This is a genomic window from Spongiibacter nanhainus, from assembly GCF_016132545.1.
Taxonomy (GTDB): Bacteria; Pseudomonadota; Gammaproteobacteria; order Pseudomonadales; family Spongiibacteraceae; genus Spongiibacter; species Spongiibacter nanhainus.
The window spans coordinates 2,041,098-2,064,494 of sequence record NZ_CP066167.1 but is presented as its reverse complement, the minus strand read 5'-3'; the positions used below and the strand labels follow the sequence as shown (position 1 = coordinate 2,064,494).

General features: G+C 57.1%; 19 protein-coding genes. 7 read left to right on the top strand and 12 right to left on the bottom strand.

The window, feature by feature from the left end; all coding sequences use genetic code 11:
* The first annotated feature begins 24 nt into the window (after positions 1–24).
* On the top strand, positions 25–642 hold the full coding sequence (gene thrH / locus I6N98_RS09435) for a bifunctional phosphoserine phosphatase/homoserine phosphotransferase ThrH (RefSeq protein WP_198568148.1): 618 nt from the start codon (positions 25–27) through the stop codon (positions 640–642).
* Positions 643–656: 14 nt separating this feature from the next.
* On the opposite strand, the gene I6N98_RS09430 is transcribed toward thrH, so the two are convergent.
* Together I6N98_RS09430 and pabB are read right to left on the bottom strand one after the other, a co-directional pair.
* Complete coding sequence (locus tag I6N98_RS09430; protein ID WP_198568147.1) at positions 657–2,951, bottom strand: penicillin acylase family protein; 2,295 nt, start codon at positions 2,949–2,951, stop codon at positions 657–659.
* Positions 2,952–3,054: 103 nt separating this feature from the next.
* Positions 3,055–4,401, bottom strand: a complete 1,347-nt coding sequence (gene pabB, locus I6N98_RS09425; RefSeq protein ID WP_232787294.1) for an aminodeoxychorismate synthase component I — start codon at positions 4,399–4,401, stop codon at positions 3,055–3,057.
* Between the two features lie 375 nt (positions 4,402–4,776).
* On the opposite strand from pabB, the gene I6N98_RS09420 reads away from it, so the two are divergent.
* From I6N98_RS09420 to I6N98_RS09395, 6 genes are all read left to right on the top strand, one after another.
* Complete coding sequence (locus tag I6N98_RS09420) at positions 4,777–6,504, top strand: acyl-CoA carboxylase subunit beta (protein ID WP_198568145.1); 1,728 nt, start codon at positions 4,777–4,779, stop codon at positions 6,502–6,504.
* A 60-nt stretch (positions 6,505–6,564) separates the two neighbouring features.
* The gene (locus I6N98_RS09415) at positions 6,565–9,408 is read left to right on the top strand and encodes a biotin/lipoyl-containing protein (RefSeq protein WP_198568144.1); all 2,844 of its coding nucleotides are present in this window, start codon (positions 6,565–6,567) and stop codon (positions 9,406–9,408) included.
* 71 nt (positions 9,409–9,479) lie between these two features.
* On the top strand, positions 9,480–9,893 hold the full coding sequence (gene mce, locus I6N98_RS09410) for a methylmalonyl-CoA epimerase (RefSeq protein ID WP_198568143.1): 414 nt from the start codon (positions 9,480–9,482) through the stop codon (positions 9,891–9,893).
* Positions 9,894–9,980: 87 nt separating this feature from the next.
* Positions 9,981–12,140, top strand: coding sequence for a methylmalonyl-CoA mutase (scpA, locus tag I6N98_RS09405; protein WP_198568142.1), 2,160 nt, complete (start codon positions 9,981–9,983; stop codon positions 12,138–12,140).
* Between the two features lie 72 nt (positions 12,141–12,212).
* Positions 12,213–13,175 (top strand): methylmalonyl Co-A mutase-associated GTPase MeaB, encoded by a 963-nt coding sequence (meaB, locus tag I6N98_RS09400; protein WP_198568141.1) that lies wholly within the window; start codon positions 12,213–12,215, stop codon positions 13,173–13,175.
* 9 nt (positions 13,176–13,184) lie between these two features.
* Positions 13,185–13,661 (top strand): YiiD C-terminal domain-containing protein, encoded by a 477-nt coding sequence (locus I6N98_RS09395; RefSeq protein ID WP_198568140.1) that lies wholly within the window; start codon positions 13,185–13,187, stop codon positions 13,659–13,661.
* A gap of 141 nt (positions 13,662–13,802) precedes the next feature.
* Here I6N98_RS09395 and I6N98_RS09390 read toward each other — a convergent pair whose 3' ends face one another.
* From I6N98_RS09390 to ppsR, 10 genes are all read right to left on the bottom strand, one after another.
* Positions 13,803–13,991 carry a PLD nuclease N-terminal domain-containing protein gene (locus I6N98_RS09390; RefSeq protein ID WP_198568139.1) on the bottom strand — a complete coding sequence of 63 codons (189 nt, stop codon included), beginning with the start codon at positions 13,989–13,991 and terminating at the stop codon, positions 13,803–13,805.
* 26 nt (positions 13,992–14,017) lie between these two features.
* Complete coding sequence (locus tag I6N98_RS09385) at positions 14,018–14,257, bottom strand: hypothetical protein (protein WP_198568138.1); 240 nt, start codon at positions 14,255–14,257, stop codon at positions 14,018–14,020.
* Positions 14,250–16,652, bottom strand: coding sequence for an efflux RND transporter permease subunit (locus I6N98_RS09380; protein WP_198568137.1), 2,403 nt, complete (start codon positions 16,650–16,652; stop codon positions 14,250–14,252). The genes I6N98_RS09385 and I6N98_RS09380 overlap by 8 nt, the downstream gene beginning before the upstream one ends.
* Positions 16,653–17,492 (bottom strand): MlaA family lipoprotein, encoded by an 840-nt coding sequence (locus I6N98_RS09375; protein ID WP_232787293.1) that lies wholly within the window; start codon positions 17,490–17,492, stop codon positions 16,653–16,655.
* A gap of 293 nt (positions 17,493–17,785) precedes the next feature.
* Entirely contained in the window at positions 17,786–18,877 is a 1,092-nt protein-coding gene (modC, locus tag I6N98_RS09370; protein WP_198568136.1) for a molybdenum ABC transporter ATP-binding protein, read from the bottom strand.
* A 3-nt stretch (positions 18,878–18,880) separates the two neighbouring features.
* The gene (gene modB, locus I6N98_RS09365) at positions 18,881–19,567 is read right to left on the bottom strand and encodes a molybdate ABC transporter permease subunit (protein ID WP_198568135.1); all 687 of its coding nucleotides are present in this window, start codon (positions 19,565–19,567) and stop codon (positions 18,881–18,883) included.
* Positions 19,568–19,576: 9 nt separating this feature from the next.
* Entirely contained in the window at positions 19,577–20,317 is a 741-nt protein-coding gene (gene modA, locus I6N98_RS09360; protein ID WP_420496963.1) for a molybdate ABC transporter substrate-binding protein, read from the bottom strand.
* Positions 20,318–20,474: 157 nt separating this feature from the next.
* Complete coding sequence (locus I6N98_RS09355) at positions 20,475–21,230, bottom strand: prolyl hydroxylase family protein (protein ID WP_198568133.1); 756 nt, start codon at positions 21,228–21,230, stop codon at positions 20,475–20,477.
* Positions 21,227–22,429, bottom strand: coding sequence for a patatin-like phospholipase family protein (locus tag I6N98_RS09350; protein WP_232787291.1), 1,203 nt, complete (start codon positions 22,427–22,429; stop codon positions 21,227–21,229). Before I6N98_RS09350 ends, I6N98_RS09355 begins: the two co-directional genes overlap by 4 nt.
* Complete coding sequence (gene ppsR, locus I6N98_RS09345; RefSeq protein ID WP_198568132.1) at positions 22,426–23,244, bottom strand: posphoenolpyruvate synthetase regulatory kinase/phosphorylase PpsR; 819 nt, start codon at positions 23,242–23,244, stop codon at positions 22,426–22,428. The genes I6N98_RS09350 and ppsR overlap by 4 nt, the downstream gene beginning before the upstream one ends.
* Between the last annotated feature and the right edge of the window lie 153 nt (positions 23,245–23,397).

Sequence of the window (23,397 nt, the reverse complement as noted above, 5' to 3'; positions counted from 1 at the left end):
GGACCATTACGAGGAGTAATCAACGTGGAAATCGCCTGTCTCGACCTGGAAGGGGTGCTGATTCCGGAAATCTGGATTGATTTTGCCGAGCGCACCGGCATTGAAGAGCTGAAGGCGACCACCCGGGATATTCCCGACTATGACGTGTTGATGCAACAACGCCTGCGCCTGCTCCACGACAATGGCCTGGGTCTACCCGATATTCAGGACGTTATCGCTGACATGAGCCCCATGGAGGGCGCCCGGGAATTCCTCGACTGGCTGCGGGAGCGCTTCCAGGTGGTGATTCTCTCCGATACCTTTTATGAGTTTGCGGCGCCGCTGATGAAACAGCTGGGCTGGCCAACCCTGTTGTGCCACCGACTGGAAACCGACAGCCAGGGTAAGGTGGTTGATTACAAAATTCGCCAGGTCAACCCCAAGCGCCAAGCGGTATTGGCTTTGAAAACCCTCTACTACCGGATTATCGCTGCGGGTGACTCCTACAACGACACCACCATGCTGGCCGAGGCCGATGCCGGCATTCTGTTCAAAGCCCCCAGCAATGTGATTGAGGAGTTCCCTCAGTTCCCCGCCGTTCACGACTACCAGGCCCTGAAACAGGAGTTTATCAAGGCCTCGGATCGCAACCTGACTCTGTAAATCGGGCCGAGCCGTTAGTCCCCCGGAGCGGCAGCTCCGGGCGCTATCACACTGGTATGGGCGGTGAATGAAGCCCGGACCTGTTGCAAGTCCATCGGTATTTGAATCGCCTCGTTCTTCTCCCACAACGGCAGCTGGTCAAAAAACGCGGCCGAGCCGGGCTCTCCATCCTGGCCCCCCAGCATCACAAACCAGTTGTCGTCGATATCCCCCAGGTCAAATAAATAACGCGCTGTGGAACTCATCCCCACATAATGGCGCTTGCCGGACAGGCCGTGGGCCGATTTCATCAGTGTCTCGTTGGCACCGGCGACGGCACGCTCGCCAAAACGCCAACGGCGACCCAGCAAGGGTAGGGCGGAGAGAGGGTGGTTGATCCTCAGGCGGTGAACCTGTCCCCAATATCGATGCTTTCTCAAGGCTTTTGTTAAAGCCGGCAGGGCGCGTTGCATGGCGCATTGCAAATCGGACTCACTGCGGGTGTGGAGATCGGCGTTGAGTAGTCCCCGGGGGTCCCAATTGGCGGTGAGAATGGGCAAACCCTCCTTGCCGTATAGCCCCAAGGCAAAATGGTAGAGCAAAAATTCAAAAACCAGAGCGCCGTCACTATCGGTGTCGTAGTCGCCGTTCCAGGCCGACAGGATCTGTTGAATGTGTTCGCCCTTGTCGCCCATTAAGGTCAACAGCCGGTCTCGAAGTGGCAGGGCGCCAGCGCTGTGGACATCTCCCTGCAATTCCCTCAACAGAGCGGTGTCGACGCTGTCCACCTCAGCCAATCTCTGGCGCAACCTGTTTACCCGGTCAAAGGGTGAGAAAAAACAACTGACCAGGATGTCTGAATCGGGGCTAGGGCGGTTATTCGCTGAAGCGACAAAGCCCTCCGGCGGATTGTAGTGGCTGGGTAGGTCCTTGATATTTAGAGTGTGCTCCCAGTCCCGCATGGCGTCGGCAGGCAGCACCATATCGTCGGGTCGCTGGGGTGCCCGGGCCGGCAAGCGTGCCGCCATCACCTGGCCGATATTGCCATCGACATCGGCATAGACCATATTCTGGCCGGCGACGGCAAAATCCTCCAGGGATTGCTGAAACTCGGTAAAATTTTGCGATCGCGCCACGGACAGCAATGCCGATATTTCATCGCTGGGTTCGTGGCCCATCCAGCGCATGGCGAGACGCCCGCCTTTGCCTTCACCGACACCCAGCATCTTGCTCAATGCCGGTGTATCGGTCATCACCGGGCCCCACTTACTCTCAGTGCTATCGACTTTACGGGGTTTTGCCCAGCGCGGTCGCAGGGTCTCGGAACGTTGGTGAAAGGCGCTGTCCGGCTCATCGCTGACATCAAACAGGTCACTGGAGGCCGCGTGCAGGGAGGTTCCGCCCCAGGCGATGGAGGCGTTGCGTCCCACCATCACTGCCGGCAAGCCGGGAAGCATATAGCCCACCGACTGCAAACTGGGGCAGTGCAGGCCAGCCAATAGCCAAAAACCCGGTAAAACCACCGGCAAATGGGGATCGCCACTGAGTTTGGCGGTGCCTCCAGCGCCAAGACGGGCATCGATGGCAAGCGCATTGGAGCCCCCGGGCTTGCCAAAACTCGCTCCTAACATGGCCAGCCCATTGGCAGAGAGCGGCGGCGTTTCTGCGTCGGGTATGGGTGGACCGCCACTGTGTCGCATTAGTGTTTGCCAAATGTGCGGCCAATTTTCTCCTTGTCGTAGCGGCAACAGGCGGGGCCAAACGCTCCAGGTAAAATCGGCGCAGTTAAGTCGACTCAGTGTCAGTAAATCGCTGACGGACCAGGGCGCAGGCGCAACGTCGAGAATGCGCATTTCTTCCGGCCACCGACGCCGATCCTTTAACACATGATCGACGATGTGGTTAAGGCCGCCGGCAAAGCCCTGCAGCCAGGCCCGGGTGGTAGCCGGTAGCGAGTCCAGCATGGCTGGTGTGGCGCGGGGGAGGTCAATGGTCCGCAAGCTATGATCCAGGTCGCAGGCCAAGGGGCCGAGCCACTCACAGAGGCGGCCCTGACTGACCCGGCGTAGAAATTCTATTTGTGCCAGGCGCAAATGGCCGTGGACCATGCCCAGACCCACCGCCAGGTCTCGATCGTTTTCAGCCTCAATAAAGGGCACCATCTGGGCATTCCAGTGCACGCTGACAGGCAGACTTGTGGGGGCCCCGCTGAGGGGGAGGGCTGCCCAGCGCTGGGTGAGGGTGAGCGGTCGCCGACGATGGCGCAGGTGCCCGATCAGCAGTTGCCAGGGGAGCCGGGCTGAGCCGGGGATGTCGCGGAATGCAGGCATAGCGCGGGTGAGGGACCTCAGCGGTAGTAAAGACGTCACTGCAGTCGAGCAAGCTTTAGGCCAGTGTGCTTTTTGCTACTTAATCACCCGGGCTTAAGCTGCGCTAATGAGGAGCTTGGAGGCTGTCCAACAACTTGCCGATTTTGTCCTGGGTCTCCCGGAATTCTTCATCCGCGTCGGAGTCCGACACAATACCGCCACCGGCCCAGGTGCGGATGTCGCCGTCACGGCAGACAAAACTGCGAATAGTGATATTGCTGTCCAGGCGACCGTTGGCACTGAGATAAAACACGCTACCGCAGTACAAATCCCGCCGGTGAGGCTCCAGTTCGGCAATGATTTCCATCGCCCGCCGCTTGGGGGCGCCGGTTATGGATCCGCCGGGAAAGCAATCCAACAACGCCGTCAAAGGGGTGACTTCAGGGCGAAGCTGGCCTGTGATTGTACTCACCAAATGGTGAACGGTGTTGAAGCTTTGCAGCGCCATCAGCGGATTGGCGGTAATGCTTCCCGGCTTGCAACTCTTGCTGAGGTCATTGCGAAGCAGGTCGACAATCATCACGTTCTCAGCTTGGTTTTTGGCGCTTTGTTGAAGCGCCGTGGCCAAGGCCTGGTCCTGTATCGGGTCGGGGTCCCGCCGGGCGGTGCCTTTGATCGGCTCGGTGCGGATCTCGCCCTGTGAGCTGACCGAAATAAAACGCTCGGGCGACAGTGACAGCAACTGCACTGTGCCCAAGTCGAAAAATACCGAGTAGGGAGCCGCGGCCACCTGGCGAAGTGACAGGTAGGCATGCACCGGGTCGCCCTTATAGCTGGCGGCAAATTGGCGGGTCAGGTTGACCTGATAGCAGTCCCCGGCCTGGATATAGTCTTGCAAGCGGTTAAAGGCCCGGCGGTAATCCGCCCGATCTAAGCTGGCATGGGGCGAGCTAGTCAGCGCAAAGTTGGGTCGAGGTGGCAACAGCGAAGGCTCGGGCGCGGCGCTAGCCGCAATTTGCTGGGCGTAGGCACTGCGGCACCCTGGCTGCCTGACCAGTTCGGCACTCTTGGTGTGATGGTCAATGATGAGTGCCCAATCGTAGATACCGATAAATAGTGGCGTGGAATCGCAGTTTGCGGCGCGGCCAAGGCTGAGTGTCTCGCCCAGCTCGTAACCCAGCACCCCCACCGCTCCGCCGCAAAAGGGCAGCTCATCGCTGCTCGCGAATTGGTTTAGTGCTTGTTCGATAATAGAATTTACTTTAAATGTAAATTCTCCAAGTGACCCGTATGTGATTGTATTTTCATTAATTATATCGATTGGGTCGGCGCAGATTATATCGTATCGACCCCGTTGGGAGTGGGGGTGAGCGCTATCCAAAAATACCCGATGCGGGGCGCCCTCCAGCGCGAATAACCACCGGCTGGTGTCGGCAAAGTAGCCCAGGGGGGTGCGAAGTAGGGTGCTCATAAATCGAGTTTAAATCGGACTCAGGCGGGAAGGCGATCCCGGATTGTATGTGTTAGGTCTATGAAAAATCTACTGTTTTGGCTCCTTGGCCGCCGGCCCCCGAGCTGTCTTTCAATTGACACCCGCAGCGGTTAACAGTAATGTTAGCCGCCGCTTTGAGAATCACTAAGCCGTCGATAAGCAACACGCGAGAATTACGCACACAGAAACGGCATTTTCTCAATCATCCGATACTCACAAGCCAATGGCTTCGCTTAACAGCCCAAATCACGAGAGGCTGGGGCAGCCATGAGCCTAACAATCGCACCCGGCTCTGTGTCGAGGCGCGTTGACGGGTAGCGGAAACCAACAATATGCATCTGGGACTGGACAGGCATGACGAACAAATTAACGCCCTCACTGAACAACCCCTTCCAACAAAATGCCGAGGTGGAGTTTACCGTCCCCGGCCAAATTGACTACGAACCCGGCCTATACGAAGCCGCACTGCAAAGTGGTCACGATCTACTGCAACGCCCCAAAAAGGCGGCAGGCGTCAAAAACGTGCAAAAGCAGCACGAAAAAAAGCGCATGACCGTTTGGGAGCGTATTCAAGTGCTGGCTGATGCCGGTACTGAGCCCAAAATTCTTTATCAAAACTGGGGTAAAAACCTCGACGGTGCCTCTCTGGTCACCGCTATCGTCAAGGTTAACGGCCGTGATGTCGCCCTTTACGGTCACGATTTCACCGTGCGTGCCGGCTCCATGGATGCCACCAACGGCAGCAAGCTGGCCCGCCTGTTTGAAATGGCCGGCAAGCTGGGTATTCCGCTGGTGGGCATGAACGACTCCGCCGGCGCCTACATCCCCGCCGGTGTCGGCGGCCTGGATGGCTACGCTGAGGCCTTTACTGCACTGCGTAAAATCAATGGCGTGGTGCCCTCCATTATGTGTATGTTCGGCTACAACGCCGGTGGTGGCGCCTACCTGCCACGCCAGGGCTCCTTTGTAATTCAGCCCAACGACACATTCTTTGGTCTGACCGGCCCCGGTGTTGTTAAATCGGTACTGGGTGAAGATGTCACCGCCGATGAACTGGGCGGCCCCGCCGTACACAGCCAGTCTGGCGTCACCGATTTTGTCGTGCCCGACGAAGTCGCCGCGCTGCGCAAGGTGAAGGAATTGCTGAACTACCTGCCGGACAACGCCAGCGTAGCGCCACCATTCCAGCCTACTTCTGATCCACTGTCGCGCCCCACCTGGGACATCGACCTGCTACTGAAGAAGGCGTTTAACAGCCCCACCGGGTTCAACACGCCCTTCGAAATCGGCATCATCATTCAGCAGATGTGTGATCACGGTGACTACTTCGAAATTCAGCCAGAGCGCGCCCGCAATACCGTCTGCGCACTGGGCCGGATCGGCGGTAACGTGGTGGGCTTTGTGGCCAACAACTCCGCGGTCTCTTCTGGCCAGATTGACATCGACGCGGCCTACAAAAACGCTCGCTTTATCCGCTTCTGTAATGTCTACAACATTCCGGTGATCTTTATGGAAGATACCACCGGCTTCCTGCCCGGACGGGAGCAGGAGACTGGCGGTATTGTTCAAGCCGGCCGAGCCATGCTGGACGCTATCGTCGACCTGCGCACACCTCGCTTCCTGATGATTGTCCGCAACGCCTTCGGTGGTGCTTACGCAGCCTTTAACAACTATCCCACCGGCGCTGACTTTGTCTGCGCATTGCCCACCACCCGCCTGGCGGTAATGGGACCGGCCGGTGTGGAGTACGTCTACAAAGATGAAGTCCGCAAAATCCGCGGTTCTGTGAAGAGCCGGATTGCCGAAGCCACCGCCGAAAACGTCAAGGCGGGTATGAGCGAAGCCGATGCCGCTGCGGCAGCAAAATCCGCTGTGGCTGAGTGGCAAAAAGCGGAAGAGGCGGTCCTCACACAGCGCTACGAGCGCGAACTGATGAACCCCAACGAAGCACTGAGCCTGGGATCGATATCCCAGATCGTCATGCCCTCGGAACTGCGCAAGGTTCTGGGGGAACAGCTTGAACTGCACCTCAAGGGTTACAAACCTGGCCCGATGGGCGGTGTGCAGCGCGAGTTCCACTAATTACGCCGGTTGCCAACATTTTCAACCGACTTTAGACGATTTGCTTACGAGGTTATCAACGTGCAGACCAGCAACAACTACTACCTGAACAATCCGCTGATTCACAAGGATCGTCGCCTGGCGAACGCGACATCACCCTGGGTCCGCCAATTTTCTTGTACCGATCTCAAGCCGCTGATTATTTGCCGCGGCCCGATCCGTAAAGAGGCCATGGATGTCTTCCATGAAATGGGCATCGACGGCTTTGGTATTTTGCTTTCCGAAAAGGACTCCATCACCTACACCAACGCTCTGGCACCAGAGCTGCGCACCCTGACCGACCCCAGCCGGGTACACCGGGTGCCTGACTACACCGGTGCCACCAAAGAGGAGCGGGGCAAGCGCATCCAGCAGATCATCCGCATCGCCCACGACAATGGCTACAACGCGATTTTCGCCGGCTACGGTTTTATGTCGGAAGATGCCGAGATGGTCAGCGCCATGGAAGAGGCCGGCCTGAACTTTATCGGCCCCTGTTCCTTTACCCAGAACGCCGCTGGCATGAAAGACCAGGCCAAGCGCACCGCACTGGAGACTGGCGTCTCGGTCACTCCCGGTGTTAACAATGCCACCAGCCTAGCGCTGTTTGCCAAATACGGCAAAGATGGCCTGGAGAAGTGTGCCAAGGACAACAATCTTGAAGTCGACTTTGCTGCCTGCAAAGACGACGAGGAAAAAGCCCTGGCGCTGCTGGCGGCCTCCTACGATGCCGGCATCGACATCATCGACGCCAAGGACATCGGCGCGGCGCTGCAAGAAGAAGCCCGCAAGATGCTCACCGAGAAGCCCGACAACCGCTTCCGCCTGAAAGCCATCGCCGGTGGTGGTGGTAAAGGTCAACGGATTCTGCAGGCGGCCAACTCCTACGAGGGCGCCACCCTGGAAGAAAAGGTGGAAAAAGCCGTTGAGCCCGTACCCTCACTGGTACTGGAGTGTCTGATCGAGCTTAAAACCAACGGTGTCGGTGACAACAAGAACGTTCTCATTGAGATGAACATTGAAACCACCCGCCACCAGGAAATCCAGGTGGTGGGTAACGGCGACTGGTGCATGACCATGGGCGGTCGTGACTGTTCCTTGCAGATGCACGAACAGAAATTGCTGGAAGTCTCCGTGACCGAAGAAGAACTGGTCGCCGCCATCGACGTAGCCGAACAAGCCGGCAACAAAGATGAAGCGGAGCAGCTCAAGAAAGACCTGGTGATCCTGCAAAAAATGGAGCACGAGGGCGCGGTATTTGGACAGGCAGTAAAATTGGACTCAGTGGGCACCTTCGAGTGTATCGTCGACGGCGAATCCCACTATTTCATGGAAATGAACACCCGTATCCAGGTGGAGCACCGGGTTACCGAGCTGTGCTACAAGCTGAAGTTCACTAACCCCGAGGACCCCAGCGACTACTTCATCGTAGAAAGCCTAGTAGAAGTGATGGCGCTGATTGCCCGCCACGGCAAGGCACTGCCCAAGCCAGAGCGTTTGGTGCGGGAAAAAACCTCGGTGGAGGCGCGGATGAACGCCACTAACCAGGCGCTGCAGCCCCACGCCGGCGGCATCATCGAAAACTGGTCCAACGCCATTCCCGGCGAAATTCGCGACGACCAGGGCATTTCTACCCACAACCCCGATACCGATGTATTTATGAAATATCATCTGGCCGGGGCCTACGATTCCAACATTGCACTGCTGTTGACCACCGGTGAAACCCGGATGGACAGCTACCAGCGTATGGCAGAAATTCTGCGCCGCACCGAGCTGCGTGGCAAAGATCTGGCCACCAACCTGGAATTCCACTACGGCCTGGTGCACTGGTTTATCGGTAACGGTATCAATGCCCGTCCGACGACGCGCTTTATCGTACCTTACCTGACGCTGGTGGGATTGCTCAAAGAGCAGGCTAACCAGATCGATCTGGAATACGCCTACAGCGAAATCCGCAAGCGCTACCTGGCCGAGGCCGGTGACGACGCTGGCGAGTGGGCCGCGGCGCTGGATGCCAAGAAGCTGCTGCTGATTCGTCCGCTGGAGCGCCTGTTTACTGAGCCGCACTATATGTCCGGCTGGCTCAGCATGAACAAAGATACATTAGAAGTGGATGGTAAGTCTTTGGTTTGGAAGAAAAATCCGATTCTTCACCTGGAGAGCCTGTACCACTACCTCAACATGGATTTTGAGGTCGGCAAGCCGGCGCGCTACATGATCTGGGATCACGACCACGACATTCTGTCTGCGGCTGTGGCCTTCTACCACACCCTGGAAGAGCGTCTGGGCACCACTGACTTTGCCGAGATTCAAAGCAAGCTGGCCAGCGATTCTGCACCGGCTGGCTTCAGTGCCGACGAGTGGAGCGCCGCTCGCAGCGCCCACAGCGGCTATATGGCCGGCACCGAAATCCTCGCTGTGCTGGCCCACATCGCCGATAAAGCCGGTTTCTGCGAGCTGAAGGTTAACCCGGACCTGAGCATCACTATTCCCGATGTTCTGACCGACGAAGACCTGCAGAAGCGCATGGCCAAGGTCCTGGTACCGCCGCCGGCGGCCAAGTCCGACGAGATCCTCGCTGCCAGCGGCGGTATGTTCTACCCCCGTGAAGCGCCGGGCATGGATGTCTTTGTCAACGAGGGCGACCACTTCGAGGCGGGCGATACCCTCTACATCGTCGAAGTCATGAAGATGTTCAACAAGGTCAAGGCCCCCTTTGCCGGCACTATCGAAAAAGTGCTGATCGATGGCGATGGCGTTATCATCAAAAAAGGTCAGCCGCTGTTCAAAATCAACCCCGATGAAAAAATCGAGGTGGAAACACCGGAGCAAATCGCAGCGTCCCGTCGCAGCAAAACTGACGAGTTCCTGGCCAGCTTCGCCTAAGGCCCCGGTTTCCGCGCTGGCTCTAGCGAGCCAGCGCAAGATTTACAGATTTTCGACCTGAGGATTTCCCTATGATTACAGCCCTGGACCATATTGCCATCGCTGTTCCCGATCTGGACGAAGCGATCAAGCGCTTTCTCGAGGACTTCGGCCTGACCTACAAAGGTCAGGAGTATGTGGAGTCGCAAAAGACCGCAACAGCGTTTTTCCCACTGCCAGAAACCCAAATCGAGCTGGTGGCCTCACCGGACGGTGAGGGCCCCATTGCCAAATATATCGAGAAAAAAGGCGGTGGCATTCACCACCTGTGCTTCCGCACTGACGATATCCACGCCGATGTCGCTATGCTCAAGGAGAAGGGCTATCAGTTCCTCTCTGACGCCCCCGGTCCCGGCGCCCACGGTTGTCAGGTCATTTTTATTCACCCCAAATCCTGTGGCGGTGTGTTGATTGAACTGAGCCAGCCCGGCGACGACCACCACTAATTCAATTCTTAACGGGGTGTGCGCCGCCGTCGCAACGCCGACAACGGCGACCACACCACCTTGCTGACCACTGACAGGTAACGATCCATGGCCGATTACAAAGCCCCCAACACCTCTGTTGAAGAATGGAAAAAACTGGCGAACAAATCGCTGGAGCGCAGCAACAAAACCCTGGACGATTTGGTGTGGCACACGCCGGAGGGGATCGACGTTAAGCCGCTGTATACGGCGGAAGACACTGCTGACTTGCCTTATACCAACACCTTCCCTGGGGTTGAGCCCTTTATTCGCGGCCCCCAGCCCACCATGTATGCCGGTCGCCCCTGGACCATTCGCCAGTATGCCGGTTTCTCCACCGCCGAAGAGTCCAACGCCTTCTATCGCAAGGCGCTGGCGGCAGGCGGGCAGGGCGTGTCGGTCGCTTTTGACTTGGCGACCCACCGGGGCTACGACTCCGATCACCCCCGGGTGACCGGTGACGTGGGCAAGGCCGGCGTAGCCATCGACTCAGTCGAAGACATGAAAGTGCTGTTTGACGGCATCCCCCTGGACAAAGTCTCTGTCTCCATGACCATGAACGGCGCCGTGTTGCCGGTGTTGGCGGGCTACATTGTGGCGGCAGAAGAGCAGGGCGTCAGCCAGGATCAGTTGTCTGGCACCATCCAGAACGACATCCTTAAAGAGTTTATGGTGCGCAACACCTACATTTACCCGCCCATGCCTTCGATGCGCATTATCGGCGACATCATCGCCTTTGCCTCGGAGAACATGCCCAAGTTCAACACCATCTCCATCTCTGGCTACCACATCCAGGAAGCCGGTGCCGATGCTGCGCTGGAATTGGCCTACACCCTGGCCGACGGTAAAGAATACATCCGCACCGCCATTGCAGCGGGTCTGGATATCGACAAATTTGCCGGCCGTCTGTCCTTCTTCTGGGGCATCGGTATGAACTTCTATATGGAGATCGCCAAAATGCGCGCCGCCCGGATGCTGTGGGCGCAGATTGTCGACGAGTTCAATCCCAAGAACCCACGTTCCAAAATGCTGCGGACTCACAGCCAAACCTCTGGCTGGTCACTGACCGAGCAAGACCCCTACAACAACGTAGTGCGGACCACCATCGAAGCGATGGCGGCGGTCTTTGGTGGCACCCAGTCTCTGCACACCAACGCGCTGGACGAAGCCATCGCGCTGCCCACTGAATTCTCTGCCCGCATTGCCCGCAATACTCAGCTGGTGATTCAGGAAGAAACTGGCATTACCAAGGTTGCCGATCCCTGGGGCGGTTCCTACATGATGGAAGCGCTGACCAAAGAAATTGCCGACAAAGCCTGGGAACTGATCCAGGAAATCGAAGAGAAAGGCGGCATGGCCAAGGCCATTGAGACCGGCATGCCAAAACTGCGCATCGAGGAATCTGCGGCCCGCAAGCAGGCCCGCATCGATCGCGGCGACGATGTCATCGTCGGTGTAAACAAGTATGTCCTGGACGAAGAGCAGGACGTTGACGTTCTCGACATCGACAATGAGAAAGTCCGCAAATCCCAGGTCGCTGCCCTGGAGCGTATCCGCGCCAATCGCGACGAAAAGGCCGTGGAAGACGCACTGGAAGCCATTTACCAATGTGCGGTTTCCGGTGAGGGCAACCTGCTGGACCTGTGTGTGAAGGCAACCCGGGTGCGCGCTACTGTCGGTGAGATCTCCTTTGCCATGGAGCGCGAGTTCGGCCGCTTTAACGCCCAGGCGCAAACAGTGTCCGGTGTCTATGGCAGTGCCTTCCAGGACGACGAAAGCTGGCAGGGTATTAGCAGTGATATCGAGAAATTTGTCGAGCAACACGGCCGCCGTCCACGGATGCTGGTGTGCAAAATGGGCCAGGACGGTCACGACCGCGGCGCTAAGGTCATCGCTACCGCCTTCGCTGACGTCGGTTTCGATATCGACCTCAGCCCGATGTTCTCCACACCGGAAGAGGTGGCCAAACAGGCGGTGGAAAACGACGTTCACGTCGTTGGCGTATCCTCCCAGGCGGCCGGTCACAAAACGCTGGTGCCCCAGTTGATCGAAGAGCTGAAAAAGGTCGGCGCCGAGGACATTATCGTGGTGGCCGGCGGTGTCATTCCCCGTCAGGACTACGACTTCCTCACCAAGGCCGGTGTAAAAGGCATCTTCGGCCCCGGCACCAAGATCCCCCTCGCGGCCCGCGATGTACTGGATCAAATCAACAAAGCCCAAAACGGTTAAGTTTTACCGTTTGACGATTAGCGCTCTCTACCGGCCCGCGCCGGGAGAGCGCTTTTTCTTTAGGCCATAGTCATGATTGATATCGACGCCCTGCAAGCCGGTCAGCCTCGCGCCCTGGCCAAGGCCATCACGCTGGTGGAAAGCAAAAAGCTGGATCACCGCACTGAGGCCCAGGCGCTTCTTGAAAAAGTGCTGCCCAAGACCGGTAACAGCATTCGAATAGGCATTACCGGCATCCCCGGCGTGGGCAAGTCCACTTTTATTGAGGCATTCGGCCTCTATTTGGTATCCCAGGGCAAGAAGGTTGCGGTACTGGCGGTGGACCCCAGCTCGCCGATTGCCGGCGGCTCCATCCTCGGTGACAAGACGCGGATGGAAATGCTGTCCCGCAGCCCCGACGCCTTTATCCGTCCTTCGCCCTCTGAGGGTTCACTGGGCGGCGTTGCCCTTAAAACCCGGGAAACCATGCTGCTGTGCGAAGCGGCGGGTTACGATGTGATTCTGGTGGAGACCGTTGGGGTAGGGCAGTCCGAGTACGAAGTCGCCAGTATGGTGGACTTCTTTATGGTGCTGATGCTGCCTAACGCCGGCGACGAGCTGCAGGGTATTAAAAAAGGCATCATGGAACTCGCCGATGCGCTGGTGATTAACAAAGCCGATGGTGAGAGCCTGAACTACGCCCAGCAGACCCGTCGGCACTATCAAAATGCCCTGCACTTGCTGCGCCACACCAGCTTCTGGACACCTCAGGTGCTAACTTGCTCGGCGCTGAAAAATGAGAATATCGAAGCCGTGTGGGGCATGATCTCGGACTTCCAGATCGACGCCACCAAGAACGGCGCGCTACAGGAAAAACGCGCTCGACAGGCCAAGGAGTGGATGAACAAACTGCTCCACGAGATGCTGGAAATGAAACTCCAGGAAAACCCCGAGGTGAGAAAGCAAATGCCGCTGCTCAGCGACAAGGTGACCCGGGGTGAAACCACGCCATACTTGGCGGCGCAAACTATTATCGACCTGCTGTTTCGCGGCTGAGGTAAGACTGTGAGCACTGATTTGCCGGCCGTTGCCCACAAACTCACCGAGTTTGTTCAAACCTATCTACCCACAGCAGTGCATATGCAGATTGCCGTGGATGCCTACGACGGTAAGAGCTTGCGCCTTACTGCGCCGCTGGCCCCCAGCATCAACGACAAACAGACCGCCTTTGGCGGTTCCATCTATGTGGTGGCTGTCATGGCGTGTTGGGGTATGGTGTATTTGCGTTGTGTGGAATACGGGATAGATCCCGACATCGTGGTCGCCAAGGGTGAGATAGAGTACAGCGCACCGGTAAACGGCGATATCGTCGCCCAAAGCGTTGCCGCTGACGAAGCGGATTGGACGCAATTCTTCGCGGATTTCGAGGATCGCGGCAAAGCAAAAATTCCGCTGAGCTCCGAGGTTATTATCAACGGTGGTGTCGCAGCCCGCTTTAAGGGGCTCTACGCCCTGGTTGCCGACAAGCAGGCCAAAACGTAGGGCGGACACCGCTTCCGTGTCCGCCATTGCCGCCATGGTTTCGGCGTACATAAAAGGCCATGTACGCCCTACGGTGTGGGAGATGTTTGGGGCATTGCGTAGGGCGGACATCGCTTTTCATGTCCGCCACAGGTGCCCACGCTACCACTTAAGGGCTTTGTCACCGGGACCAACAAAATACCAGGCAATCAGACCGATCAGCGGTAACAGGGCGACAAATATAATCCACACGATTTTTTCACCGTCGGTGGCACTGGACTGCCAAATCTTGATGATGGCGAACACATCCGCCACCAATACCAGTACACCGAACAAGCCCCCAAACTCCATACCCTAAGCTCCTGGTTAGTAACTTCCTAAGACTGTTTATCTTTCGACATTTGGGTCAGCCCCGCAAAGCGGGACAAAATACTCTGAAACTCGTCCTTGCTGATGTCTACCAATTCCAGCACCCGGCCGTACAGCATAATAGTCGGCACATTGCGTCCTCCCAGCTCCTGCTGGGTTTGCTGCAAGCAGTATAGAATGGCCCTTTCCTTGCGGGTTAGGCCGTCTCTGACATCGGGAATGCCATCGCTGTAAGGTAAATTATCCATTTAGATATTCTGGCTTAGCCATAAACTGTTTCAGTAGCGCCGGCAGCAAAGTGAGATTGACGATAAGTGCCATCATAACGGCAAGGGCCGTCAACAATCCAAACATCATACTGGGCACAAAGTCGGAACCCACTAGGAGCACAAACCCCAGCGCAATAATCGTCGATGTATAGATCAGCGCATAACCCACACTGTTCAGTGCCCGTGTTATTGCCTGGTCTACCGCTGCGGAGCGGCGTTCGGATAAAAAGCGGTGCACAAGGTGGATGGTGTCGTCCACGGCGATACCCATGGCGATGGCGGCAATGGTCATGGTCATAAAGTCCAACGGAATGCTAAACCAGCCCATCACGCCCAGTACCGCAAGCGTCGAGATGACATTGGGTACCATGGCGAGTATTGCCAGGCGCAGGGATCGAAACACCGCCCAGAACACCAGCGTCAACACCACTAGTACCGCGCCCAGGGTCAGTATCTGGGATTCGAAAAGCTGCTCCAACATAGCCTGGTAAAGTACAAACAGGTTGCTGAGTTGATACTGGCTGTCGGGAATGCCCAGCTCCTCCATGCCGCTGTGAATGTCCTTCAACAACTGTTCACGGTTGAGCCCTTCGGTGCTGTCTTGCACCCGGGCATTAATTCGCAGGCGCGGTGGCTCATCGACAAAAAAGCTGCCCAACAAATCTTTACGGATAGCGTCGTCGAGAGTCCAGTATACCGCGGCCAGCTCGTATTCAGTGATGGGCCTGTCGTTGTTGAGGGCCCGCGCCAAACGGGTAAAGTTCACCACCGACAGAGTGGTACCCATCGCCTGTTGTCGATCAAGCATATCCTGGATGCGGTGTGTTTGCTGGACACTCACTGCCCGCAAGGGCAGCGACTGGTCGCCCCCCTCGGTGTTTTGGGTCTGGGGAGTGTAGATAATATCCAGCGGTGTCGAGCCACCGAAGTGCTGATCGATAAAGGCCAGCTCCCGGTAAACCTGTGTGTCTGAATTAAAATAGTTGATGAAGCTGTTTTCCACCGACAGGCGCATCGCACCGATGACCGTAAGTACCAGCATCACCAAGCCGGTAACGATCACTACACTTCCGCGTCTGAGACTGAGGTGAATACTGGCCTTGAGTGGCCACTGAAAAAGTTTACCCGGAAGGCGGGGCGATTCCCGATCAAACAGTAGTAAAAGGGCGGGGAATAGCAGCAGCGTTGCGGCTAGGGTAATGATCATGGCCATTACCATCATCAAGCCAAAGGACCACACCGGCTTAATGTCGCTGAGCATCAGCGATGCAAAGCCGATAGAGGTGGTCAGGCCGGCAAAGAAGCACGGTGCCCGTTTGTGGGCCATGGTTAATTGCACCAGTTCTTTTTGGCTCGCATCGGGAGCGGCGCTGACTTCCTCCCGGTATTGCACAATCAGGTGGATCACGATGGCCAGCGTCATGATCAGCAGCAGCGCGATGAAATTGGCGGAAATAACCGTGGCCTTCAAACCCAGCATGGCGAAGGCGCCGGTACTAATCACGGTTGAGGCCGTACAGCAGAGGCCGGCGATCAACAGCCAACGCCACTGTCGGAAAATGACCAACATCAGCACAGCGATCGCCGCTGCGATGGCGCTACCAAAGACCTTGAGGTCCTGATGTACTATGTCGATAAGCTGGTAGGCCAAGGCGTGGCCCCCACCCAGGTAGATACTGGCGCTATCGCGATACTCGGCAATTATTGTTCTGATTTGTTCGACTTCCCGGTTACGCGTCTTTCTCAGTTTCTTTTCCAGGGCTGTCTGCTGGGCTTCCAGTGACGACAATCGAGCTTGCTCGTCGTCGCTGAGTGAGTCATCCAGACGCTTTTCCCGCAAGGCCAGCACATCGCGATTTAGCTGCGTCAACGTTGTATTTTCTTTAAAAAGAATCTGAATGCCGCTGACGGTTTGTTCGGCATTGACGATCAAACCTTCATAAATCGGATGGTCGCGAAAAATTCGCTTGAGTTCCTTCTGAGAAAGCTGCAGGCGCTGCTGAGTCAGTGCGGTGGGATCAACGTCGGCACTGAGATCGACGCTCCCGGCCTGGAGTAAGGGCACCGATAGAATAGAACGGACCGATGCCACCCGTGGAATCTCGGTAAGACGTTGGGAAATCTCCGCAATATCTTGCTGGCTGGCAGCAGAGAATACATCGCCATCATTGGGTTGGTAGGCCAGTATCAGAAACTCTTCGGGCGAAAAGGCCTGATTGTTTTTCTGGCTTTGTATGTAGAGCGCGTTGCCCTCAGAAACCAGCGTGTCTGCTGAAGCATTGATCTCGAAGTGGCGGCTTTGAACAGCAAAAAACAGCGTAATGATCAGCGCCGCTGCAACAACCAGCCAGGGCCGAGAGTACAGTACCGGCATTCATTCAGCCTCGTGTTGGGATGGTTGGTCTGAGCTCTGTGGGTGTTGATTTCGTCTTTGCTGGCCCTGGCGTCCACTAATGTCGGGAAATTGGCTGTCCCGCATCTCGCCCTGAAGGTACATATTGCGAAAGAACAGGTAAGGGTCGTCGCTGTTGTCACGGAGTGTCGGGTATTTATCTGCCTTGTCGGCGAAATCCTGAGTGGCATCGGTGGCGGTGATAATGGCGGTATCCGGCTGTTCAGTGAGGTAGGGGATCGGGTTTAAAAAATAGTCGGCAATCACGCCTGCACCGCCGCGCAAATCCGAGGGACCCAAGAAGGGCAGCACGATGTAGGTCCCCCTGCCCGAACCGTGTTTCTCTAGAGTATCGGCAAAGCCAGTGGGCGTTGGCTCCAGGTCCCACCAATTGGCGGCTGGGTCAAACAAGCCAACAATGCCGATGGTGGTATTGATCAAAAACCGCAGACTGGTATTGCCGGCGCGTTTCCCTTCGCCTTGCAGCAAATGGTTGACGATGGATATTGGGGATTTAATGTTGGTGAAAAAATTGCCGACACTGCCTCTCACCGGATCGGGAATGGCAAATTTATAGGCCTTGGCCACAGGGATTAGCACATAGCGATAACTGACGTCATTGAAGGCAAACACAGCTCGGTTAAAACCGATCAGGGGGTCGTTGTATTCTTGCTCCGGGTAGGCCACCACCGTGGCTTCATCGGCGGGTAATATGTTGGCTTTGTCGTAGGCCTGCTGTTGCTCGGTAGGTTCATCGCTTGGGCCCGCCGTGGAGCTGGCGCAGCCACTCAAGGTCAGCAAGGCCATCAGTACTATGGCCAACCATCGGACCTGTGACTTAAAACGGCACGCAGTTGAACTGGAGGGCGACTGCCGAGGCCCCATGTATGCCTTGTTGGCGATCATGTCGACGTAAATGGCTCGATACTCCCATCAGATCCTTCGCGAAATTAGAGCCAAATTGGCTCAGATCGTTCAGTATCGCTATTTGTGGGTTGCCGGTGAGCCAATGTTGCGGTGTCGAAAAAGGCCCAAAGAGTAGAGCCGGGGTGTACGATGTAAGATCGACCAGGGACCAGGGACCAGGGACCAGGGACCAGGGAGCTGTGGCGCTGCTAATGAACTATCGCCACCGACTTCACTTGTGCCCACAGCGATTGACCGGTCTGGAGTTGCAAGTGCACGGCAGAACGCCGGGTCACCCTGGCAAGCAGGCGCCCATTGCCGGCGCGGCACTGAACCAACACCATGGCGCTGTCTTGATCCGGTATCAGCTCAAGCACCTCCACCGGCAGCCGATTGAGGATGCTGGTGTCGGCGTGACAGGATAGGGCGAGGCTGACATCCCTGGCCAGTATTCGGACCCGAAACCGATCTCCGATGGCCTGGCCAGAATCCCGAAGCCACAAATCGCCACCATCGCAGGCGGCATTGAGCAGATGCCATCGCTCATCCCGCTCCTTGGCCTGGGCCTGCCACACTACACCCACGTCTTTTGCCTGGGTTTGCGGCAGGTCGGCACGGGAGAACACCTCGGTAACCTTGCCCTGTGCCACAGCACGACCCTGGTCCAGTATCACCACTTCGTCCGCTAGGCGGGTCACTTCGTCCACTGAGTGACTGACGTACACCACCGGAATATTAAAACTGGCGCGCATTTTTTCCAGGTAAGGTAGGATTTCCTGCTTTCTTGCCGCGTCCAGTGAGGCCAAGGGTTCATCCATCAGCAGCATACCGGGCTGGATAAGCAGGGCCCTGGCAATGGCAACCCGCTGTCTTTCACCGCCGGAGAGTTGGTCGGTGCGTCGGGATAACAGGGGTCGGATAGCCAGCGTATCTAGTACCCGTTGATAGTCTTCCGGCGATACCGGAGAGGATGCCCGCTTAAGGGCGTAGCGCAAGTTACCCTCGGCATTGAGGTGGGGAAACAAGCTGGCTTCCTGAAACACATAGCCCAGCGGCCGCTGGTGGGTCGGCACAAACTGTGTACTGTCCTGCCAGATATCCCCCTTGACTGACACGAGCCCCTGCGCGGGGCGCTCCAGGCCCGCCAAACAGCGAAGCAGGGTAGTTTTACCCGACCCCGAGGCACCGAAAATAGCCGTAACGCCATTACCGGGCAGGGCCAGGTCCACATCCAGCGTAAAGTCGGAGTCCTTAAACGGCAAGGTTACCCGCGCAAGAATAGGCGCTACAAATTCGCCCATACCTTACCTCGACCTAAATAAGGTGGCGTTGGGCTGGAATCGGTACAGAGCCAGCAAAACCACAAAGGAAAACGCCACTAGGATACCGGCCAAGGTATGGGCGTGGCTGTAGTCCATCGCTTCTACATGGTCGTAAAGCTGCACCGATACCACCTGGGTTTCGCCGGGGATATTGCCGCCAATCATCAGTACGACACCAAACTCTCCCACCGTATGGGCAAAGCCGAGCACCGCCGCAGTGACAAAGCCCGGTTTGGCCAGGGGCAATACCACGCTAAAAAAACGGTCCCAGGGGCCGGCTCGCAAGGTGGCAGCCACCTCCAGTGGACGCTCTCCCAAGGCCATCATGGCATTTTGCAGCGGCTGAACCACAAAGGGCAGGGAATAAATCACCGAGCCCACCACCAGCCCCCAGAAGGTGAAGGGCAGGGTAGCCAGACCCAGTGCCTCGCTGACCTGACCCACCGGGCCATTGGGCCCCAAGGCCACCAATAGGTAAAACCCCAATACGGTGGGTGGCAACACCATGGGTAGTGCCACCAAGGCCGCGACAGGCCCTTTCAGGCGGGACGCGGTGCGCGCCAGCCACCACGCCAGCGGTGTGCCGATCAGCAACAGTACCACTGTGGTGGTGAAGGCCAATTTCAGGGTTAACCAGATGGCGTCGAGGTCGGCGGGGGACAGTGTCATAGTGGGGTCTTAGTGAGTGCTATTGGCCGTATCATTAGCGGTGTCATTGGCCGCGTCATCGGCGCTATCGTAGCCAAAATCCCGCATAATTGCCCGCGCGTCCTCGCCCTTGAGATAAGACAACAGCTGATTGGCAGCCTCATTGGATTCAGCCTTGCTCAGCAATATCGCATCCTGCCGAATAGCCCGATGCATGGAGGAGGGAACCTGCCACCCGAATGCCTGTTGATTCGCTTTGTCAGAGTCCGGAGCTCGACCCAGCAGCCGTAGCTGCGACAGCGCCACAAAACCCAGTTCGGCATTGCCACTGGCAACGAATTGATAGGTTTGGGCGATATTCTCGCCAGTCACCCAGTGGCGCCGGCTGGCCGCCTCCAAACCCAGCGCCTGCAGGGTTTCCCGTGCGGCCTTGCCGTAGGGAGCCAAGCGGGGATTGGCAATCGCCAGCTTTTGGTAGTCTCCAGCCTCTAGGCGCTGGCGCTCGCTGCCTTGAATGGCCTCATTAGCACTCCACAACACCAACGCGCCTATGGCATAGGTAAAGCGGGTTGCCGGAACGGCATAGCCCGCTTTAGCCAGGGCAAGCGGCTTGGCCTGATCCGCAGATAGAAAAATATCGAAGGGCGCCCCGTGTTGAATTTGCGCCGCCAACTTGCCTGAAGACGCGCTGGAAAGAATCACCTCATGACCGGAGTGCCGACCAAAGCTTGCCGCGATCTCTTTCATAGCTGGTGCGAAGTTGGCTGCCACAGCCACATGGACCGTGTCTGCTTGTAGGGCTGTGCTTAGCAACAGCGCTGCCAGTCCAGATAACCAGTCTATAAAGCCCGCCCGCCAGCAATGTCGGCGTTTCGAGTGACTGGTGTAATCGCGTGTATATCGCAGAGAGGCCGTCACTGGTGGCGTCCTATATATCGAACAAAATATCACTACGGATAATGTACTTGACGCCCTCAATGATCGGCTCGGAGCTGTGCACACAGTGCAAAGGATGCATACCGTGGGGGAAGCACAGTGCGCCGCCAGCGGGGGTGCGAACATCAATGCGTTTGCCGCCATTGCAGGCATCCCTGACTAAAAACCGGGTGGCGCCGCCCTCAAAATCGTCATTCAAAAAGAGCAACAGCGTCATCTGACTGAAGCGATCGGGGTAGGCATTATTGTGCAGCTCGCCGTTAACCACTCGACTGCCGCTCCAGGCGCCGTCGGTATGGGGCTTAAAAAAATCGCCGGTGTTGTAACGATAAAAACGGAAACGAGCGTTGATCCCCAGTGGACGATGGGGATGATAGGGCCTTAGGTCCGCGCACACGGCATCGGCAATGCGCCGCCACAGAATCTGATCCGTATATTCATCGCTTATCCACACCACATTGTCGTTATGGCGGATATCCCGGGGTAGGGACACCGCCGCATCGGGCAGATAGCCGAGTTTCTCACTCAGGTTAATTAAGGCCTCGCATTCAGTGGGGCTTAACACATTCAGCAGCTGAAAGGCCCCCGGTACGGCGTCGATATCCCGGCGCAGGCCCGGATCAAGCTTTTGGTCTGCCGCCAACTGAGCCGGGTTGGCAGCGTCGCAGGCCCAGGTTGGAAGAGAGGGGTGCTCGGCGCCTGGCTCCCGGGCCACGACATAAAATGATGGCAGGGTGTGTGCAGTCATACTGGATTTAACCTTGGTGCTTCGTCACCGCGCTGATCGTGGCATTCATCGTCGGGGCGGTAGATAAACGCCTCCAGAGCATCCCGCTGTTCCATACCGTCCCGGTAGCCCAGGTCGATCAATTTGCCGCAGTATTCTTTGGTAAATAACAGATAGCTGGCAATGCTGACATTGCCGCCACGGGAGCTGCCGGTGCGACGTAAAAACACCCGCAATGCCCGGGGTAATTCGCCGATATGGTCATCGGCGATACTGTCGATGTCTTCGCTGGGGCTGATGACCAGGCGTTCAATGGGCAGCAGTTCCCGGCCCATAAATTCGGCCCGATCTTCCGGCACAATGCGCAACAATTCGTTGATCCGCTCCAGGCGCTCGATATCGATCTCGATGCTGTCGATAAAGGCGCTGTTGAGCAGGTGACCGATAATCTGACCAAAAGCCGGCGAGTGGATGGGCTTGGGAGTGTGATAGTAGTCCCGGCGGTGACCACTGGCGGGGATAATCAACACTCGATGGGCACCGAGATGAATCGCCGGGCTGATCGGCGTCAATTGCCGCAGGGCGCCGTCGCCGTAGTAGTAGCGCCCCACCTTGGTGGGCGGAAAGATCGTGGGGATCGCCGACGAGGCCATCACGTGCCGCAATTCGATGGGGGTCGCTAAACCCTGGCGGCGCCAGCGCTTCCACCCGGCGTGCTGAGGCCCGCCCTGGAAGAAACTCTCCGACAGACCCTGGGTGTAATTCATCGCTGTCAGGCACAGCGCATCCAGGTGCTGACTGGAGATGTTGCGACCGATAGCCGCAAAGTCGATATGTTCGCCCAGCAACTCCCGTAGCGGCGAGTTATCCAGTAAGGCGACAGGGCGTCCCACAGCAATGCCCGAATTGAACAGCGACATAAACAGCCGAAAGGCGTTGCGCATCACGCCAAACATATCGGCCCGGTAAATTTTGCCAGTGCTCAAATCCCCCCACAGTTTCTCAAGGGTATTCACGGTCGCGGTGTAATCGTGGGCCCCCGCTGCCAGTGATACGGCATTGATCGCGCCGGCTGAGGTGCCCACCAAAATGGGGAAGGGGTTGTTGGGGTTATTGCCGTGAATATCCGCCAGGGCCTTGAGCACCCCGACTTGATAGGCAGCCCGGGCGCCACCACCGGGCAGCACCAAACCGGTATTGGAGTGGCACAGGCGATTCACCGGCGTTGCCCCCGCAGCCCCGTATCCACCAGGATTCGAGTGGCAATCTCCTCTACCGAGGCATGGGTGGTATCCAGATACGGGATACCAAAGCGCATAAACAGCGCCTCAGCCTGGCGGACTTCGTCCTCACATTGCCGCAGTGAGGCATAGCGACTATCGGGGCGGCGCTCGCTGCGGATGGCGGCCAGGCGCTCAGCTTCGATGGTCAGCCCGAACAAACGCTCCCGGTGAGGTGCCAGAGCCTTTGGCAGCCGCAAATCCTCCAGGTCGTCTTCGGTGAGTGGATAGTTGGCGACAAAGATGCCATTTTGCATGGCGATGTAGAGGCAAGTCGGCGTTTTGCCACTGCGGGACACCCCAATAAGAATAAGCTCCGCTTTGTCGTAGCGGTTGATTCGGGCGCCGTCGTCGTTGTCCAGGGCGAAGTTCACCGCATCGATACGGTGTTTGTATTTGGCGTCCCGGTCGGCATTTTTGAGGCGGCCCACCGTGCTGGAGGGTTTCTCACCCAAGGCCATTTCCAGCTTGTTCAGGAAGGTACCCAGCACGTCAATGATAAGGCCGTCACTGGTGGCAATGACATCGCGAATGTCCTGGTTGACCAGGGTATCGAAGATAATCGGTTGCAGACGGCTGTTGTCCGCCGCACGGTTGATCTTCTCCACCGCGAGCTGCGCTTTTTCTACGGTGTCCACATAGGGTACGACGTGGTGCTCGAACTCCATGTGCTCAAACTGGGTAAGCAGGCTGCTGCCCAAGGTCTCGGCAGTAATGCCGGTGCTATCAGAAATAAAAAAGACTGGCCGGTTCATGTAGTTTTTTTACCAAATTGACGCGGTTTTCGACGGGAATTTTCAAACCCGCTGCTCTAGTATGCCTGCTATCCGCAGTAACCGTAAGCCACAGGGACTGCAAACCAAGCGCGCATTTTGTGCGTCAGCTACGCAGCATAATCGATGGGAGAG

What these genes read in the sequence shown, in the direction of transcription:
- I6N98_RS09430 (WP_198568147.1), bottom strand. Translation starts at nt 2,951, where the DNA reads ATGCCTGCATTCCGCGACATCCCCGGCTCAGCCCGGCTCCCCTGGCAA.
- pabB (WP_232787294.1), bottom strand. Translation starts at nt 4,401, where the DNA reads ATGAGCACCCTACTTCGCACCCCCCTGGGCTACTTTGCCGACACCAGC.
- I6N98_RS09420 (WP_198568145.1), top strand. Translation starts at nt 4,777, where the DNA reads ATGACGAACAAATTAACGCCCTCACTGAACAACCCCTTCCAACAAAAT.
- mce (WP_198568143.1), top strand. Translation starts at nt 9,480, where the DNA reads ATGATTACAGCCCTGGACCATATTGCCATCGCTGTTCCCGATCTGGAC.
- scpA (WP_198568142.1), top strand. Translation starts at nt 9,981, where the DNA reads ATGGCCGATTACAAAGCCCCCAACACCTCTGTTGAAGAATGGAAAAAA.
- meaB (WP_198568141.1), top strand. Translation starts at nt 12,213, where the DNA reads ATGATTGATATCGACGCCCTGCAAGCCGGTCAGCCTCGCGCCCTGGCC.
- I6N98_RS09390 (WP_198568139.1), bottom strand. Translation starts at nt 13,991, where the DNA reads ATGGAGTTTGGGGGCTTGTTCGGTGTACTGGTATTGGTGGCGGATGTG.
- I6N98_RS09385 (WP_198568138.1), bottom strand. Translation starts at nt 14,257, where the DNA reads ATGGATAATTTACCTTACAGCGATGGCATTCCCGATGTCAGAGACGGC.
- I6N98_RS09380 (WP_198568137.1), bottom strand. Translation starts at nt 16,652, where the DNA reads ATGCCGGTACTGTACTCTCGGCCCTGGCTGGTTGTTGCAGCGGCGCTG.
- modC (WP_198568136.1), bottom strand. Translation starts at nt 18,877, where the DNA reads ATGGGCGAATTTGTAGCGCCTATTCTTGCGCGGGTAACCTTGCCGTTT.
- modB (WP_198568135.1), bottom strand. Translation starts at nt 19,567, where the DNA reads ATGACACTGTCCCCCGCCGACCTCGACGCCATCTGGTTAACCCTGAAA.
- I6N98_RS09355 (WP_198568133.1), bottom strand. Translation starts at nt 21,230, where the DNA reads ATGACTGCACACACCCTGCCATCATTTTATGTCGTGGCCCGGGAGCCA.
- ppsR (WP_198568132.1), bottom strand. Translation starts at nt 23,244, where the DNA reads ATGAACCGGCCAGTCTTTTTTATTTCTGATAGCACCGGCATTACTGCC.